The 13,956-nt window shown below is 72.3% G+C and carries 18 protein-coding genes; 11 read left to right on the forward strand and 7 right to left on the reverse strand.

The window, feature by feature from the left end; translation table 11 throughout:
• Positions 1 to 16: 16 nt before the first annotated feature.
• Genes BAY60_RS13770 through BAY60_RS13785 form a run of 4 tightly spaced genes read right to left on the reverse strand, consistent with a single transcriptional unit; the run spans position 17 to position 4,081 of the window.
• The gene (locus BAY60_RS13770) at positions 17 to 961 is read right to left on the reverse strand and encodes a glycosyltransferase (RefSeq protein ID WP_112281328.1); all 945 of its coding nucleotides are present in this window, start codon (positions 959 to 961) and stop codon (positions 17 to 19) included.
• Positions 962 to 998: 37 nt separating this feature from the next.
• Positions 999 to 1,448 (reverse strand): DUF4383 domain-containing protein, encoded by a 450-nt coding sequence (locus BAY60_RS13775; protein WP_112282374.1) that lies wholly within the window; start codon positions 1,446 to 1,448, stop codon positions 999 to 1,001.
• A 15-nt stretch (positions 1,449 to 1,463) separates the two neighbouring features.
• Positions 1,464 to 3,587 (reverse strand): catalase, encoded by a 2,124-nt coding sequence (locus BAY60_RS13780; protein WP_112281329.1) that lies wholly within the window; start codon positions 3,585 to 3,587, stop codon positions 1,464 to 1,466.
• Positions 3,588 to 3,637: 50 nt separating this feature from the next.
• Positions 3,638 to 4,081 (reverse strand): ATP-binding protein, encoded by a 444-nt coding sequence (locus BAY60_RS13785; protein WP_112281330.1) that lies wholly within the window; start codon positions 4,079 to 4,081, stop codon positions 3,638 to 3,640.
• A gap of 137 nt (positions 4,082 to 4,218) precedes the next feature.
• Between BAY60_RS13785 and BAY60_RS13790 the strand changes: the two genes are divergently transcribed.
• From BAY60_RS13790 to BAY60_RS13810, 5 genes are read left to right on the forward strand one after another with little or no spacing between them, the layout of a single operon-like run.
• The gene (locus BAY60_RS13790; RefSeq protein ID WP_112281331.1) at positions 4,219 to 4,635 is read left to right on the forward strand and encodes a phage holin family protein; all 417 of its coding nucleotides are present in this window, start codon (positions 4,219 to 4,221) and stop codon (positions 4,633 to 4,635) included.
• The gene (locus BAY60_RS13795) at positions 4,632 to 4,889 is read left to right on the forward strand and encodes a DUF3618 domain-containing protein (RefSeq protein WP_112281332.1); all 258 of its coding nucleotides are present in this window, start codon (positions 4,632 to 4,634) and stop codon (positions 4,887 to 4,889) included. The genes BAY60_RS13790 and BAY60_RS13795 overlap by 4 nt, the downstream gene beginning before the upstream one ends.
• Positions 4,886 to 5,149 carry a DUF4235 domain-containing protein gene (locus BAY60_RS13800; protein ID WP_112281333.1) on the forward strand — a complete coding sequence of 88 codons (264 nt, stop codon included), beginning with the start codon at positions 4,886 to 4,888 and terminating at the stop codon, positions 5,147 to 5,149. The genes BAY60_RS13795 and BAY60_RS13800 overlap by 4 nt, the downstream gene beginning before the upstream one ends.
• A 6-nt stretch (positions 5,150 to 5,155) precedes the next feature.
• The gene (locus BAY60_RS13805; protein WP_112281334.1) at positions 5,156 to 5,815 is read left to right on the forward strand and encodes a HemK2/MTQ2 family protein methyltransferase; all 660 of its coding nucleotides are present in this window, start codon (positions 5,156 to 5,158) and stop codon (positions 5,813 to 5,815) included.
• Entirely contained in the window at positions 5,812 to 6,024 is a 213-nt protein-coding gene (locus BAY60_RS13810) for a CDGSH iron-sulfur domain-containing protein (protein ID WP_112281335.1), read from the forward strand. Before BAY60_RS13805 ends, BAY60_RS13810 begins: the two co-directional genes overlap by 4 nt.
• A gap of 98 nt (positions 6,025 to 6,122) precedes the next feature.
• On the opposite strand, the gene BAY60_RS13815 is transcribed toward BAY60_RS13810, so the two are convergent.
• Positions 6,123 to 7,130, reverse strand: a complete 1,008-nt coding sequence (locus BAY60_RS13815; RefSeq protein WP_112281336.1) for an iron-containing redox enzyme family protein — start codon at positions 7,128 to 7,130, stop codon at positions 6,123 to 6,125.
• A 172-nt stretch (positions 7,131 to 7,302) separates the two neighbouring features.
• On the opposite strand from BAY60_RS13815, the gene pfkB reads away from it, so the two are divergent.
• The 4 genes from pfkB to BAY60_RS13835 are packed head-to-tail and all read left to right on the forward strand — an operon-like array spanning position 7,303 to position 10,474.
• Positions 7,303 to 8,247: a 1-phosphofructokinase gene (pfkB, locus tag BAY60_RS13820; RefSeq protein WP_112281337.1), complete on the forward strand. Its 945-nt coding sequence runs from the start codon at positions 7,303 to 7,305 to the stop codon at positions 8,245 to 8,247.
• Between the two features lies 1 nt (position 8,248).
• Positions 8,249 to 8,701 (forward strand): PTS sugar transporter subunit IIA, encoded by a 453-nt coding sequence (locus BAY60_RS13825; RefSeq protein ID WP_112281338.1) that lies wholly within the window; start codon positions 8,249 to 8,251, stop codon positions 8,699 to 8,701.
• Entirely contained in the window at positions 8,698 to 10,191 is a 1,494-nt protein-coding gene (locus BAY60_RS13830) for a PTS fructose transporter subunit IIC (RefSeq protein ID WP_112281339.1), read from the forward strand. Before BAY60_RS13825 ends, BAY60_RS13830 begins: the two co-directional genes overlap by 4 nt.
• A gap of 16 nt (positions 10,192 to 10,207) precedes the next feature.
• Positions 10,208 to 10,474: an HPr family phosphocarrier protein gene (locus tag BAY60_RS13835; RefSeq protein WP_112281340.1), complete on the forward strand. Its 267-nt coding sequence runs from the start codon at positions 10,208 to 10,210 to the stop codon at positions 10,472 to 10,474.
• 115 nt (positions 10,475 to 10,589) lie between these two features.
• Here BAY60_RS13835 and BAY60_RS37095 read toward each other — a convergent pair whose 3' ends face one another.
• Both BAY60_RS37095 and BAY60_RS13845 read right to left on the reverse strand, forming a co-directional pair.
• Positions 10,590 to 11,138 carry a hypothetical protein gene (locus tag BAY60_RS37095; protein ID WP_170160402.1) on the reverse strand — a complete coding sequence of 183 codons (549 nt, stop codon included), beginning with the start codon at positions 11,136 to 11,138 and terminating at the stop codon, positions 10,590 to 10,592.
• A gap of 106 nt (positions 11,139 to 11,244) precedes the next feature.
• Entirely contained in the window at positions 11,245 to 12,039 is a 795-nt protein-coding gene (locus BAY60_RS13845; RefSeq protein WP_245992488.1) for an alpha/beta fold hydrolase, read from the reverse strand.
• Positions 12,040 to 12,110: 71 nt separating this feature from the next.
• On the opposite strand from BAY60_RS13845, the gene BAY60_RS13850 reads away from it, so the two are divergent.
• Together BAY60_RS13850 and BAY60_RS13855 are read left to right on the forward strand one after the other, a co-directional pair.
• On the forward strand, positions 12,111 to 13,436 hold the full coding sequence (locus BAY60_RS13850) for an aminotransferase-like domain-containing protein (protein WP_112281342.1): 1,326 nt from the start codon (positions 12,111 to 12,113) through the stop codon (positions 13,434 to 13,436).
• Between the two features lie 156 nt (positions 13,437 to 13,592).
• Positions 13,593 to 13,907, forward strand: a complete 315-nt coding sequence (locus tag BAY60_RS13855) for a DUF2795 domain-containing protein (protein WP_112281343.1) — start codon at positions 13,593 to 13,595, stop codon at positions 13,905 to 13,907.
• Positions 13,908 to 13,956: the final 49 nt, after the last annotated feature.

Consider the following 13,956-nt stretch of genomic DNA (forward strand, 5'->3'; position numbering starts at 1 on the left):
GTTTCCTCCCGGAAAGTCAGGGCAGAACCCGGTCGAGAACGACGTCCCAGTTGTGCAGGAAGGCATCGAGGCCGAAGTGCGACAGCGCGTGCTCCCTGGCGGCCTTGCCCATGGCCATCGCCCGCTCGGGCTGGTCCATCAGCTCCCGCACCGCGGCGGTGAGCACGGTGACGTCGGTGGACACCACTCCCGCCTCGCACGGCACCGCCGTGGCCACCTCGGTGCACGCGGGCGCCACCACGGGCATGCCCAGCTGCATCGCCTCGATGAGGGACAGCCCGAGGGACGTCCAGCGCGCCGTGTGCACGTACACACGCCGCCGCGCCATGTCGGTGTGCAGCTCCTCCTGCGACAGGTCGCCGACCGGAGTGACGCCGAAGGCCGCCACGCCGCCGAGTCCCATGCCGTAGATGTCGAGGGGCGCCGCCTCGGAGAACACGGGCAGCAGGTCGGTGCCGACGATGCGGTCGCGCCGCATCGGCTCGTTGATGAGCACCGCCGCACGCGCCATCTCGCCGGTGTAGCGGTAGCCGGGATCGACGATCCCGTGCGGGATCACCACGGTGGGCGCGCGCCCGTTGTCCCACATCAGCTCGTTGAAGTGCGTGACATGGACGAGCACGATGTCGTCGCGGTCGGCCACCGGGTGGCGCGTGGTCGCGGCGTGCTCACGCGGGGTGTTGTGCTCGACGTAGACCGCGGGCACGTCGATGCCCGGCCGCCTGCCCAGCCAGCGCTCGGCCAGCTCGATCTCCTCGGGGCGCTGCAGGACGACGGCGTCGACGTCGGTGTCGCGAAGGCGCTCGGCGGGCACTTCGACCGCACCGTCCGGCCAGTCCCGGCCGCAGCGGCCCCGCCCCCACGGGCCCCCTTCGTCCACAGTGGGCAGCAGATACGTGTGACCACCTTGGACCAGCGATGTGGTCCACGAACCGTGGACGTGCCAGACGAGCAACCTCATGCCCGAATAAGTGCCCGTACCGTACGGACACTAAACACTATGGCCGGTCGCCCGCGGGGGTACGGCCGCTTCCCGGAAGAAGGCTGACCACAAGCCCGATCGCGGCCGTGCACGCGTAGAGCACCGTGTTGGCCGCCGTGGCGTTGGCGATGTCACCGGAGCCGCCGAGCACGGTGCCCGCGACGCTGTAGGCGGTGAGCCCGGCGAAGCCGAAGAACAGCAGCCAGCCGTAGATCCGCGCGGTGACCGTCCGGTGCGAGCACAGCAGACCGAGCAGGCCCACACCGGTGTGCACGATGTTGAACAGCGCACTCACCCCGAACACCCACACGGTGCGGTCCGCGTCGGGACCGAGGTCGCCGCCGCCGTGCAGCACGAATCCCGCGATGCCCAGCGCCAGGTAGACCACGCCGAAGAACAGCGCGGCGAGCCGCAGCCACGGCGTGCGCCGGGTCTCGGTCTCATCCGGTGAAACGGGCCTTCGCATCATGGCCCTGCCTCCTCACGCGGGCACGGAGTCGGTGACGCGTTCCCAGGCCCGGTGCCTGGCGATCTCGTCGGTGAACCGGGCGAAGAACTCCTCGGGCAGTGAGTCCTCGGCCGCCGTCGACGACACGACCCCGGCCTCGACGGTGACGTCGGCGCCGTCGGCGAGCCGGTCGGACACGCCCGCCTTGCGGAGCAGGTCGAGCCCGGAGCCGAACCCGGCCACCGGTTTGGCGTGCTTGTACGCCTCGGCGACGAAGTGCACCGCGTAGCCGTCTCCGGACAGGGCCTCGACGCTGTCCGGCCCGCACGGCACCGCCACGGCGTCGTAGAGCACCGAGGCCATGGTGTTCAGCGCGCGGTCGGCTTCGATGTCGGGCCCCGTGGCCGCGCGGACCGGGCCGTCGGCGGGCGCGAGCACCTCGGGGATTGTGCCCTGCTTGGTGAGCGCGTCGACGAGCCTGCGCACGCCGGTGCCGTCCACACCGTCGGCGACGAGCACGGCGATCTTGCGCGTGTCCGGCCTGCGCATCGCCGAGTTGAGCTGGGAGAGCGCGGGGGAGGAGCGCCCGTGGTTGGTGGTCGCGGCCTCCGCGGGCGGGGTGACGCCGATGCCGGTGGCCACCCGGGTGGCCAGTTCGTGGTCGACGTGGTCGAGGTGCTCGACCACGCGGGCACGGATCTCCTTGGTCTCGACCTTGCCCAGCTCGAACCGGAACGCCGCCACCAGGTGCTCGGCCTCCACGCCGGACATGCTGTTCCAGAACAGCGTGGCCTGGCTGTAGTAGTCCTGGAAGCTCTCGCTGCGCTTGCGGATCTTGTGCCCGTCGACCTTCTCCACGTAGTGGCTGAACGCGCCGGAGCCTGCGATGGCCGGGCAGCCGCCCGCGAGGCTGTTCTTGGAGTACGACGTGCGGCCGCGATGAATCCTCGTCTGGCCGTAGCCGTCCCGCTGGTTGGTGTGCACCTCGGCCACCGGGCGGTTCACCGGCAGCTGCGCGAAGTTCGGCCCGCCCAGCCGGATCAGCTGGGTGTCGAGGTAGGAGAAGTTGCGGGCCTGCAGCAGCGGGTCGTTGGTGAAGTCGATGCCGGGGACGACGTTGGCCGTGTGGAAAGCGATCTGTTCGGTCTCGGCGAAGAAGTTGTCCGGGTTGCGGTCGAGCACCATGCGCCCCACCGGCCGCACGGGCACCTGCTCCTCCGGGATGATCTTCGTCGGGTCGAGCAGGTCGAAGTCGAAGGCGAACTCGTCGCTCTCGTCCACCAGCTGCACGCCCAGCTCCCACTCGGGGTACTGCCCGGACTCGATGGCGTCCCACAGGTCACGGCGGTTGAAGTCGGGATCCTTGCCCGCGATCTTCTGCGTCTCGTCCCACACCAGCGAGTGCGTGCCCAGCACGGGCTTCCAGTGGAACTTGACGAACGTGCCCCTGCCCTCGGCGTTGACCAGCCGGAACGTGTGCACGCCGAAGCCCTGCATCATGCGGTAGCTGCGTGGCAGTGCGCGGTCCGACATCAGCCACATCATCATGTGCATGGTCTCCGGCTGCAGCGACACGAAGTCCCAGAGCGTGTCGTGCGCCGACTGCGCCTGCGGGATCTCGTTGTGCGGCTCGGGCTTCACCGCGTGCACGAAGTCGGGGAACTTGATGCCGTCATGGATGAAGAACACGGGCATGTTGTTGCCGACGAGGTCGTAGTTGCCCTCGTCGGTGTAGAACTTGGTGGCGAAGCCGCGCACGTCGCGCACGGTGTCGGCCGAGCCGCGCGAGCCCGCCACGGTCGAGAACCGGACGAACACCGGTGTCCGCTTGCCCGGGTCGGTCAGAAAGCGCGCGACCGTGTGGCCGGCGAGCCCGTCGTCGTACGGCTCGAAGTAGCCGTAGGCCCCCGCGCCGCGCGCGTGCACGACGCGTTCGGGGATGCGCTCGTGGTCGAAGTGGGTGAGCTTCTCCCGGAAATGGAAGTCCTCGAGCAGGGTCGGCCCGCGCTCACCCACGCTGAGCGAGTCGTCCGTGTGGTCCACGCGCACGCCCTGCTGCGTGGTCAGGGCGGCATCGGGGGTCTGCTCGGGCGAGACGCGGAAATCGCCGAGCTGCTCGTTCTTCCTGTCCTTGTCGCCGTGTGCTGGGTCAGGCACGATCTTCCTGCCTTCCGCTTCGCGCGTTGCCGGACGCCTTTTCCGGGCGGCTACCCGGCGAAACGCCCGGCAAACTGCTTGGCGAAGTCGATGTGCACGACGCGGCCGGTCTCGCGCTGCGGGTCGTGCTCGTAGCGCCAGGCGTTGAGCGAGTCGGTGAGCGCGACCAGCAGCCGCCAGCCCAGCGCGTGGGCGGCGGGGCCGGTTCCGTCGACGGTCGTGGTCGACACGGCGACCCGCAGACTGCCGAACGCGACGGCGTAGCGGCAGGTGAGGATGGCTCCGGGAACCGACCGGGTGATGAGGCACGTGCAGGCCTCGTCGACGGCGACAACGAGGTCGGTGACCTGCTCTCGCCCGAGCCCCTCGCGCTCGGCGAGCAGCCGGGCGAGTGCGCGGATGAGGGGAAGCTGCCGCGAGTCGGCGGGCACCCGCAGTTCGACGGGACCCGCCGCCTGCGGACCGGTCCACTCGACCAGTTCGTGGCTAGGCATGGTTCCCGGCGGATACCCGCCGGACCCCGCCCGACACCCGCTTGTCCTGGGCTGGGCCCATGTTTGTCCGCTGAGCATCCGGGGCAAACCGGTGACCAGCGTCGGGGCGCCGCACAACCCGACGGATGGAGGTAGCCATGGTCTACGACGGACACCGCGACAGCCTGGTGGAGGAGCGCTCGGTGGCGCAGTTGGTCAACGACTTCTCCGAGCAGACCAGCAGGCTCGTCAAGGACGAGATGAAACTGGCCGTCGCCGAGATGCAGAGCAAGGGCAAGCGCCTCGGCGCCGGGGCCGGTCTCGCCGGTGCCGCGGCCGTGATCGCGTGGTTCGGTGGCGGTGCGCTCGTGGCGGCCGCCGTGCTGGCACTCGCGCTGGTGCTGCCCGGATGGGCCTCGGCGCTCGTGATCGGCGGCGCCCTGTTGCTCGTCGCGGGCGTGCTCGGGCTCGCGGGCAAGCGTCAGGTGAGCCAGGCGACGCCACCCATGCCGAGAGAGGCGACCGAGAGCGTGCGCCGGGACGTCGACACCGTGAAGGAGAACCTGCGCCGATGAGCACTCCCGACGAGTTCCCCCGCGATCCCGAACAGGCGCGGACGGACATCGAGCTGACCCGGCAGGAGCTGGGCGAAACCGCGCAGGCGCTGGCGTACAAGCTCAACGTGCCCGCGCGTGCCAAGGAGCAGCTCCAGCACGGGACGACGAAGGTCAAGGAGACCGTCCAGCACAACCCGGTGCCGGTGATCGCGACGGGTGCGGTCGCCGCGCTCGCCGTCGGCGGTGTGATCACCTGGAGGATCCGCCGATGAAGGCCATCTACAAGCCGTTGAGCCTGGTGGTCAGCACCGCGGGCGCCATGCTGTCGAGCGTCGTGTTCAAGCAGGTGTGGCGCCGCGTGACCGGCGAGCAGGACGCACCGGACGCCACGGACCGCAAGTACGCGCTGTGGCAGGTGGTCACCGCGGCCGCCGTGCAGGGCGCGATCTTCGGTGCCGTGAAGGCGGCCGTGGACCGCGCCGGCGCGGCGGGCATCGAGAAGGCGACCGGCGACTGGCCGGGCGACGAGTAGCCCGGCATGTGGCTGCTGAGAACCCCTGGCGTGTACCGGCCCCAGGAGGACACCGGCTTGCTCGCCGAGGCCGTGCGGACGGCCGCCGTACCGGCGGGTGCCTCCGTGCTCGATGTGGGCACGGGCTCGGGCGCCCTCGCGGTGGCGGCCGCCCGTGCGGGCGCGGGCAGGGTGGTGGCGCTCGACGTCTCCCGCCGCGCCGTCGCCAGCGCGTGGCTCAACGCCCGGCTGCGCGGGCTTCCCGTGACGGTTCGCAGGGGAGACGTCACGGACACCATCCACCATGGACCGTTCGACGTCGTGATCGCCAACCCGCCGTACGTACCCGCGTTCCGCACGCGTTCGCGCCGCTGGGACGCGGGCGGCGACGGCAGGTCCGTGCTCGATCCGCTGTGCGCCCAGGCGCCCCGGCTGCTCTCGGCGGAGGGCTTTCTCCTGCTGGTGCAGTCGGCGCTCAGCGGGGTGGAGCAGACGCTGACCGCCTTGCGCGACTCCGGGCTGAAGACGTCGGTGGTGGCGCGCCGCTGGCTGCCGTTCGGGCCGGTCCTGCGGGAGCGGGCGGCGTTTCTCGAGCATTGCGGGCTCATCGAGCCGGGTGAGCGTGAGGAGGAACTGGTGGTGATCCGCGCCGACCGGCCGGGTGAGCGAGGGCCGGGAGCGACGTGACCGGCGAGCGGCAGGACCGCCGGGGGCCGCGGGACCGCAGGAGGGTCACCGTGGTCCCCGGCGGTCCCGTTCTCATCGAGGGCCCGGTGGAGCTGACGCTCGACGACGGCACCACCGTGTCCTCCGACCGCTTCCAGGTCGCGGTGTGCGCGTGCCGCCGCAGCCGCGCCTACCCCTTCTGCGACGCCAGCCACCGCCGCCGCCGCTAGGGGAAAGCTCCCCAATGCGGCATTGGTGGCGTTGAACGCAACCAATGCCGCATTGGGGAAGTTGAGCGCTACGAATGCCACATTGGGGAGCTCGGGGCTCAGGCGAGCGGCCGGCGCAGGGTCGACTCGCCGGCGCGCCACCAGCCGAGCACGTGGTCGGCCAGCCGGTCCTCCAGCAGGCTCGTGGCCTGGACGCCGAAGACGACGTCGGCGGCTAGGTCCGGCTCTCGCTCCAGCAGGTCGCCGACCACGTCGCGGCGCAGCACCTGCTCGTGCACGGCGTCGGCCTCGACGTGCTCGGTGAAGAAGTGCACGCACGCCTCGTCGGCGCCGTGCCTGCGCAGCGCCTTCTCCATCCGCCGCGCGCTCGGCGCCGTGGTGATCTCCGCGGCGGCGAAGTGCCCGACCAGCGCGCCCCGCAGGTTGCGGTGCAGCCCGAACATCGACATGAGGTTCACCGTGGCGAACGCGTGGGGCGGCACGTGCTCGGCGTAGCCCAGATAGCGCGCGTCCAGTCCGGCGGCGGTGAGCAGGTCGGCGTAGAGCCGGGAGTGCATCCGCTCGTACCGCCCGCCGCCGAACTCGTCGAACTCCACCGCCACCAGCGCCGCCTTGGCCCGGCCCTGCAGCCGCGGGATCGCGAACGCGTGCGGGTCGGCCTCCTTGAGGTGATAGATCGAGCGCAGCGCCAGGTACTCGCGCGTCTGCTCCCACGTGCCCTCGTCCTGCAGCCAGTGGGTGAGCCCGGTGCCGTCGACCGGCTCCACCAGGAGCTCGTCGAGTGTCCCTGCCACGTCGTCGCCGCCGGCCACGTCGGCCCGCAGAGCCGCCAGGAACGTCCTTTCGAGCGCGGCCCGCGTGCGCAACAGGGCGGGGTCCCACTCCCAGTCCGGGTCCACCCCGGCAAAGCCCCGGTAGTGCAGCTCGTAGCACACCTGGAGGGCGAGTTGCAGGTCGTCGCCGTAGGGGTGCGCGGGGCCGGTGTCGGTGGGCAGGGGGACGTCGCGGCGCGGGCCGTTGCCGAGCGCCGCGATGATCGCGGCGGACAGCGGGCCGCGGGGCAGCGGCAGCGTGGCCGCTTCGGTCGGAGCCGTGGGGGTGTGCATGGGCGCCGGTTACCCGCAAATCCGGCTCGGTATGTGCGCGGAGGACGGGTGTGGGGTTGACACCTGCCCGTAACCCACATATAACCAACCAAAGCCAAATCAACGGGCAGGGAAGCCACATGTATGCACAGAAGCGCCGGCGCGCCGCGGCGGGACCCGAGGTGGTGCGCGCGTGATCGTCACGCTCACCCCCAATCCCAGCCTCGACTACACCGTCGAGCTCCGCGGGCTACGCCGGGGCGAGGTGCTGCGGGCCGACCGGTCGCATGTGGACCCCGGTGGCAAGGGGGTCAACGTGTCGCGTGCGCTCGCCGCGCACGGGCGCAAGACCACGGCCGTGCTGTTCGCGGGCGGCGCGGCGGGCAGCAGGCTCACCGAGCTGCTCGACGAGCTCGGCGTGGCCGTGCACCACGTCGCCGCCGCGGGCGACACCCGCGCCAACATCACCATCGCCGAGCCGGACGGCACGGTCACCAAGCTCAACCTGCCCGGCCCCGTCTGCCCGCGTGGCGAGGCCACGGGGCTGCTGGACGCCGTGCTCGCCGTGTGCGGCGAGGACACCGCGTGGGTCGCCGGATGCGGCAGCCTGCCGCCCGGCGCCGACGACGACACCTACGCCCGGCTGGTGACCCGCATGCGCGGCACCGGCGTGCGCGTGGCGGTCGACTCGTCGGGCCCCGCACTGGCCGCCTGTCTCGCGGCGGGACCGGACCTGGTCAAGCCCAACCGCGACGAGCTCGCCGAGTGCGCGGGGCTGCCCGTGCGCACCCTCGGCGACGCGGTGCGGGCCGCCGAGGCGCTGCGTTCCCGCGGCGCGCGCACCGTGCTCGCCAGCCTCGGCGCCGACGGTGCCGTCCTGGTCGGCGAGCACGGCGCCGTCCACGGCGAGGCTTCCGTCGAGGCCGCCCGCAGCAGCGTCGGGGCGGGCGACGCGCTGCTCGCCGGGTTCCTCGCCGCCGGGGGCGGACCGGAAGGCCTGCGCCAGGCTCTCGCCTGGGGCGCCGCCGCCACCGGGCTGCCCGGCAGCCGGATGCCCGCACCCGCCGACGTCGACCGCGTCGGCGTCACGATCCATCCCGCGGTCGAGGACGACCGTGTACTCGAGGAGGGCCGCTGACATGGCCGAACTGATCACCGCCGACCTGGTCGAGCTGGACCTGGCAGGCACCGATCGCGACGAGGTCACCCGCGACCTCACCCGCAGGCTCGCCGACGCGGGCCGCGTCACGGACACGGAGGGCTTCCTCGCCGACCTGCGTGCCCGCGAGGCGCAGATGCCCACCGGCATCGAGGGCGGTATCGGCATCCCGCACGCGCGCTCCGCCCACGTCACCGAGCCCACGCTGGGCTTCGGTCGCAGCAAGTCCGGTGTCGACTTCGGTGCCACCGACGGCCCCGCACACCTCATCTTCCTCATCGCCGCGCCCGAAGGCGGCGGGGACGCGCACCTGACCATCCTGGCCTCGCTCGCGCGGCGCCTGATGCACCAGTCGTTCCGCCAGTCGCTGCACGAGGCGCCGGACGCCGACGCGGTCGTGCGGATCGTGCGCGAGGAGGTGCTCGGACAGTGAGGTTCGTCGCCGTGACGTCGTGCCCCACGGGCATCGCGCACACCTACATGGCCGCCGAGTCGCTCGAACAGGCCGCCACGGCGGCGGGCCACGAGATCACCGTGGAGACCCAGGGCGCCGCGGGCTCGCAACCGCTGAGCGCGGAGGACATCGCCGCGGCCGACGCCGTGCTGTTCGCCGCCGACGTCGACGTGCGCGACCGGGAACGGTTCGCGGGCAAGCCGGTGGTGGCCAAGGGCGTCAAGGCCGCCATCAACGACGGCGCGGGGTTCGTCGCCGAAGCCGTCCGAGCCGCCGAGCAGGGCGCCCGGCGCCCGGAGCGCGAGCAGGCGGCCGAGCCCGCACCGGCCACCAAGGTGGACCCGACCGCGGGCGCCGCGACCCGCGTACGCCAGTGGCTGATGACCGGTGTGAGCTACATGATCCCGTTCGTCGCGGCGGGCGGCATCCTGATCGCGATCGCCTTCCTGCTCGGCGGCGCCGAGATCGCCACGATCGTCGACGGCGGCGAGTTCGGCGGCCGGGAGTACGAGGGCGTCAGCGACCTGTCCAACCTGCTCGGCGAGGCGGGCATCGCGGGCGTGCTGTTCAAGATCGGCTCGACGGCCTTCGAGATGCTCGTGCCGATCCTCTCCGGCTTCATCGCCTTCGGCATGGCCGACCGCCCCGGCATCGCGCCCGGCATCGTCGGTGGCCTGCTAGCCTCCGCGATCGGTGCCGGGTTCCTCGGTGGCCTGGTCTCGGGCCTGCTCGCCGGTTTCGTCGTGCTGGGCCTGAAGAGGCTCACGGTGCCGCGCGGCGTCGCCGGGGTGATGCCCGTCGTGGTGATCCCGTTGGTGTCCACTGTGGTCGTCGGGTTACTGATGGTCATCGTCGTCGGCGAGCCGATCGCGGCCGCGCAGAGCGGCATGACCGACTGGCTCTCCGGGCTCTCCGGCGGCACCGCGTGGCTGCTCGGCGGCCTGCTCGGGCTGATGATGGCCTTCGACATGGGCGGCCCGGTGAACAAGGTCGCCTACACCTTCGGCATCGCCGCGCTCTCCAGCGGTGACACCGTGATCATGGCCGCGGTGATGGCGGCGGGCATGACTCCGCCGCTCGGTCTCGCGCTCGCCACCGTGATCCGCAAGCGGCTGTTCAGCCCCGCCGAGCAGGAGGCGGGCAAGGCGGGCTGGCTGCTCGGGCTGTCGTTCATCACCGAGGGCGCCATCCCGTTCGCCGCGGGCGATCCGCTGCGGGTCATCCCGTCCCTGATGGTCGGCAGCGCCACCACGGGTGCGTTGTCCGTCCTCTTCGGATCGACCTCGCCCGCTCCGCACGGCGGCGTCTGGGTGGTCGGCCTCGTCGGGCAGCCGCTCCTGTACCTGCTGGCGATCGCCATCGGCACCGTGGTGACGTGTGCCTGCGTGGTGCTGGCCAAGAGCGTCGGCAGGCAGAAGGCCGCCGACGACACCACCAACGTGTCGGCCCAGGCGCCGGTCACCGTCTGAGAGTGAGGAGACAGCCATGCTGGAACGTCGAGTGACCGTGGGGTCGCGAGTCGGCCTGCACGCCCGCCCCGCAGCCGTGTTCGCCAAGGCCGCCGCCGCGCAGCCGGTGCCCGTGACCATCGGCAAGGACGGCCAGGACCCGGTGGACGCGCGCAGCGTGCTCTCGGTGATCGGCCTCGGCGCGCGCAGTGGCGAGGAGGTCGTGCTGCGCGCCGAGGGGCCGGAGGCCGAACGGGTGCTCGCCGAACTGGCCGAGGTCGTGGCCACCGACCACGACGGCTGATCGATCGACCGCCGACGCGGCCGGGGCGACCCGTACGCGGGCTCCGCCGACCTCAGCGCAGAACTCGCGGGCCTGAGCGCAGAACTCGCGGGCCTGAGCGCAGGACTCGCGGCGGTTACAGGCAGAAGATCCACCAGCAGTCGTCGTCGTCCGGTTCCGTGGGGGTGGTCGGCGGCGGCGAGTTCGGGGGCGTCGGCTGGGAGGTGGTGGGGCCGCCCGGCTGGGAGGGGTCCGGTTCGATCGGGTCCGGCTGCGCGGTGGTGGTGGTCGTGACCACGCTGCTGGTCGGCACGCTCGTCGTCGTGGTGGTGGTGCTCGACGAGGTGGTCGTCGTCGTGCTGGTCGATGCCGCGCTGCTCGTGGTGGTGGCCTGCACCGGCGTGCCGCCGCCCTCGGGATTGCCGGTCGTGAAGGTCACCTCGGTGGTGGGCGTGGTGTCGGGGCCAGCGACGCCGGAGGTGGCCTCGGGCAACGCGACGATCGCGCGCTCGTCGTGCTCGTCGAAGCCGCCGCCCGTGATGCCGACGACGAGCGCGGCGACGAGGCAGCCGATGACGACGGCGCCCATGACCGCCACGACGCGGAACCGGGACCCGGGCCCCGGAAGGCCGCGATCGTTCCAGTCGTCGTCGGGCAGCCGCGTCACCGACACGTCGTTGTCCACCGCGTGAGGCCTTTCGGGCTGGTACTCAACGGAGGCTACTTACGGTAGGACATCACTCGATGTGGGGACATGGGGCCTCAAATTGTCACAGTGAGCAACAACCATCTCAGGTAGTGAGAAGGAATTTTTCCACGATCTCGCTGAACTCCCGCTCCCGTTCCAGGTTCGGCAGGTGCGCCGCGCCCTCGATGATCGCGAGCTGCGAGCCGGGGATGCGCTCGTGCAGGAACCGGGCCACCTCCACGGGGGTGAACTCGTCCTCGCTGCCAACCATCACCAGCGTCGGCACCGTGATACGCCCGAGCAGGTCCACATAATCCCTTCGTTCGGCCCTGCCCCGCAGGGCCGCCGCCGCCCCCTGCGGTGGGGCGCCGCGCATCATCGCCGAGACGTGCAGCGCCACCAGGGGCGCCGTCTCCACGGTGTGCGGCGCGATCATCGTCGTCAGCACCTCGTCGGCGTAGCCGCGCATGCCCTCGGCGAGCAGCCGGTCGGCCTGCGCCCGGCGGCGTACCCTGCCCTCCGGCGTCTCGGCGTGCGGGGAGGTGTCGGCCAGCACGAGGGCACGGATCCGGTCGGGCACGAGCCGCTGCAACTCGAGGGCGATCTGCCCGCCCATGGACAGCCCGGCAAGCGCGAACCGGCGCACCCGCAGCCGGTCGAGCAGGGCGAGGATGTCCCGCGCGAAGGTCTCCAGCGACGTGCTGCCCGGGACCACGCTGCTCTGCCCGTACCCGCGCAGGTCCGGCGCGATCGCCCGCCAGCCGGCCTCGGCGAGGCTGCGGGTCTGCGGTCGCCACATCGAGCGGTCGAACGGGTGGCCGTGCACCAGCACGACCGCGTCGCCGGTGCCCTCGTCGTCGTAGCCGATCGTGATGCCGTTGGCGCGTGTGGTGGTCACACATCCGACGCTATGCGGAGCGATACGTCGGTGCAATAAAAACATTGCGCTCGGTGCAATAATCTCCCACCGTGGACGACTACCGTGCTCTCGCCGACGCCATGGCCGCCGACATCGCCGCGGGCAGGCTCCGCCCCGGCCAGCGCCTTCCGCCGCAACGCCGGTTCGCCCGCGACCGCCGCATCGCAGCCTCGACGGCGGCCAGGGTCTACACCGAACTGCGCCGCCGCGGCCTCGTCGTCGGCGAGGTGGGCCGCGGCACCTACGTGCGGGCGGGACAGGCGCCGGGGGAGCCCGCGCTCGTCGAGCCGGGACAGGCCCGTGTCGATCTGGAGCTGAACTTCCCCGTGCTGCCGCAACAGCCGGACCTGCTGGCGCGCTCGCTGGCGCCGCTGCTGCGGCCCGGTGCCTTCGCCGAGGCCACCCGCCCCGCCGGTACGGCGGGCACGCCGCGGGCCAGGGCCGCGGCGGCCGCGCTGCTCACCCGTTCCGGCTGGGCGCCGGACGAACGCCGGATCCTGTTCGCGGGCAACGGCAAGCAGGCGATCGCGGCCGCCGTGGCCGCGCTGGTGCCCACCGGCGGAAGGCTCGGCGTGGAGGCACTGACCTACCCCGTGGTGAAAGGCGTCGCGGCCAGGCTCGGCGTCACGCTCGTGCCCCTGGTCACCGATGGCGAGGGACTGGTGCCCGAGGCCGTGCGCGCGGCGCGGCCGCACGCGGTGTACGTCCAGCCGACGCTGCACAACCCCCTGGGCAGCACCATGCCCGGACCCCGGAGGGAGGAGCTTGCCGCCGTCCTGCGGTCGCTGGACATCCCCGCCGTCGAGGACACCATCTACGCGTTCCTGCGCGACGAGCCGCCGCTGGCGGCCTACGCGCCGGAACGCACGGTGCTGGTGGACAGCCTGTCGAAACGGCTGGCGCCGGGGCTCACGCTGGGCTTCGCCGTGCCGCCCGCCGCGCTGGCCGGGCGGGTCGCCTCCGCGGTGCGGTCCGGGACGTGGACCGCGCAGGGCTTCGCGTTGGAGGCGGCGACCCACTGGATCGAGGACGGCACGGCCGTCGCGGTGCAGGATGCCAAGCGCGACGATGCCGCACACCGGCAGCGGATCGTCCAGGCGCGGCTGGCCGGCCTGGCCGTCCACGGAGACCCCGCGGCCTACCACTGCTGGTGGGAGCTGCCCGAGCACTGGCGCGCGGAAACGTTCGTGGCCGCCGCCGCGCGGCGCGGCATCGCCGTCAGCCCGGCCGGGGCGTTCGCCGTCGGCGCCGGGCACGCCCCGAACGCGGTGCGCCTGGCGCTGGCGTCCCCTCCGCCCGCCACCCTGTCCGGGGCGCTGGACGTGCTCGCGGCACTCGCCACGGCGAGCCCCGACGACGAGGACGCCCTCACCTGACCCGCGAGTCCTGCGCTCAGGCCCGCGAGTTCTGCGCTCACGCCCGCGAGTCCTGCGCTCACGCCCGCGAGTCCTGCGCTCGGCACCGGTGGAAGGCCCGGCTGGAGCGTTTCCCGGCCCGCGCGGGCGGGTACGCGCGCAGCGGAGGTGAGAACCATGGTCACGACCGCCGAGCGGCTGCGTGCCGCACTGTCCACTGCGGACTTCCCTGCGAGCAAGGAGGATCTCGTGCGCTGCGCCGAGCGCGCCGAGGCCGACTCCGGCACCATCGGCGCGCTGAACGCGATTCCGCCCGTGCAGTACGACAACCTCGCCGAGGTGATGCAGTCGGCTCCGTTCGACCAGGGCCACGAGCCCGGTGAGGTCGCGCAGCGCCGCCAGGAGCACGACAAGCCCGGGTTGGCGCAGCAGGAGAAGGACGTCACCGGGCACCCGATCGTCGACGAACTCGGGGAGAACCGCGGCAGCTGACCGCGGCACCGGCCCGGAGGTGGTTTGGCGGTGGCCCGAACGGGTAGGC

It is taken from the genome of Prauserella muralis (assembly GCF_003202285.1).
GTDB classification, from domain to species: domain Bacteria; phylum Actinomycetota; class Actinomycetes; order Mycobacteriales; family Pseudonocardiaceae; genus Prauserella_B; species Prauserella_B muralis.

Excerpts from the sequence above, each read along its gene's own strand:
- BAY60_RS13835 (WP_112281340.1), top strand. The coding sequence starts at position 10,208 with ATGCTGGAACGTCGAGTGACCGTGGGGTCGCGAGTCGGCCTGCACGCC.
- BAY60_RS13805 (WP_112281334.1), top strand. The coding sequence starts at position 5,156 with ATGTGGCTGCTGAGAACCCCTGGCGTGTACCGGCCCCAGGAGGACACC.
- BAY60_RS13815 (WP_112281336.1), bottom strand. The coding sequence starts at position 7,130 with ATGCACACCCCCACGGCTCCGACCGAAGCGGCCACGCTGCCGCTGCCC.
- BAY60_RS13800 (WP_112281333.1), top strand. The coding sequence starts at position 4,886 with ATGAAGGCCATCTACAAGCCGTTGAGCCTGGTGGTCAGCACCGCGGGC.
- BAY60_RS13770 (WP_112281328.1), bottom strand. The coding sequence starts at position 961 with ATGAGGTTGCTCGTCTGGCACGTCCACGGTTCGTGGACCACATCGCTG.
- BAY60_RS13855 (WP_112281343.1), top strand. The coding sequence starts at position 13,593 with ATGGTCACGACCGCCGAGCGGCTGCGTGCCGCACTGTCCACTGCGGAC.
- BAY60_RS13825 (WP_112281338.1), top strand. The coding sequence starts at position 8,249 with ATGGCCGAACTGATCACCGCCGACCTGGTCGAGCTGGACCTGGCAGGC.
- BAY60_RS13775 (WP_112282374.1), bottom strand. The coding sequence starts at position 1,448 with ATGCGAAGGCCCGTTTCACCGGATGAGACCGAGACCCGGCGCACGCCG.
- BAY60_RS13795 (WP_112281332.1), top strand. The coding sequence starts at position 4,632 with ATGAGCACTCCCGACGAGTTCCCCCGCGATCCCGAACAGGCGCGGACG.
- BAY60_RS13790 (WP_112281331.1), top strand. The coding sequence starts at position 4,219 with ATGGTCTACGACGGACACCGCGACAGCCTGGTGGAGGAGCGCTCGGTG.
- BAY60_RS13785 (WP_112281330.1), bottom strand. The coding sequence starts at position 4,081 with ATGCCTAGCCACGAACTGGTCGAGTGGACCGGTCCGCAGGCGGCGGGT.